1 protein-coding gene is annotated in these 1208 nt (G+C 35.7%); it reads left to right on the top strand.

The window, feature by feature from the left end:
* Positions 1 to 26: 26 nt before the first annotated feature.
* Positions 27 to 1138 (top strand): IS3-like element IS981 family transposase gene (locus tag ACESR5_RS11995; RefSeq protein ID WP_373155992.1). Its coding sequence is split into 2 segments (ribosomal slippage): positions 27 to 243 and positions 243 to 1138, totalling 1113 coding nucleotides; the frame shifts between segments, so codons are not numbered across the junction.
* Positions 1139 to 1208 lie beyond the last annotated feature (70 nt).

The raw sequence follows: 1208 nt of genomic DNA, 5'->3' as shown, positions 1-1208 counted from the left end.
GTATAATTTAGACAAAGGACAAAAACATGAAAAAACGCTACTCAAAAGAATTTAAAGAAACCCTTATCGCCTTCTATCATTCTGGTCAATCCGTCACCCAGCTGTCTAAAGAATACGACGTGGCCCCTGCAACAATTTATAAATGGATAGACCTCTACTCTAAATCTAATGAAAGCTCCGTCTCTAAAGCTGATTTTCTAGAATTAAAAAGACAACTGGCTAAAGTTAAGGAAGAACGAGACATCTTAAAAAAAGTATTGACCATATTCGCCGAGAAAAAGAAGTGAGTGCTGCGGATATGGCTCAAACCATACAAACTTTAGCACTCAATGTCAGACTAAGCTGTCAACTCCTTGATGTTCCTGAATCAAGTTATTATGAACGGATTAACCGACATCCATCTAAAACTCAATTAAGGAGACAATACCTGTCACTCAAAATTTCTCAACTCTTCAATGCTAACCGAGGAATCTATGGTGCTCCTAAAATTCATCATCTTCTACTTAAACAAGGGGAAAAAGTCGGGTTAAAACTGGTACAGAAGCTAATGAAGCAACTTCAACTCAAGTCTGTAGTCATTAAGAAATTTAAGCCTGGATACTCACTAAGTGATCACATCAATCGAAAAAATCTTATACAGACTGAACCTACAAAGAAAAATAAGGTTTGGTCAACCGACATTACTTATATTCCTACTCAACAAGGATGGGCTTATCTCTCAACCATTATGGATCGTTATACTAAAAAAGTCATTGCTTGGGATTTGGGCAAGCGAATGACTGTAGAATTAGTGCAAAGAACTTTAAATAAGGCCATTAAATCACAAGACTATCCAGAAGCTGTTATTCTTCATTCTGACCAAGGAAGCCAGTATACGAGTCTAGAGTATGAAGAGTTGCTTAAGTATTATGGGATGACTCACTCTTTCAGTCGAAGGGGATACCCTTATCATAATACCAGTCTTGAATCTTGGCATGGACATTTAAAAAGAGAGTGGGTGTATCAATTTAAATATAAGAACTTTGAAGAAGCCTATCAGAGTATTTTCTGGTACATCGAAGCCTTTTATAATTCAAAACGAATCCATCAAAGTTTAGGGTATCTTACACCTAATCAATTTGAAAAGGTAAGTGCTTAAAATAAATAGATTAAAATTCTACGTTTGTTACTCTAAAAACTTGACTTAACGTCACTTTAGTAATGGACAA

Origin of the sequence: Clostridium sp. AUH-JLR23, assembly GCF_964238065.1 — a bacterium.
In the GTDB taxonomy this organism is placed as follows: Bacteria; Bacillota_I; Bacilli_A; order Erysipelotrichales; family Coprobacillaceae; genus Allocoprobacillus; species Allocoprobacillus merdigallinarum.
Note: the sequence above shows the minus strand (reverse complement) of the source record. Positions and strands in the feature narration are given on the sequence as shown.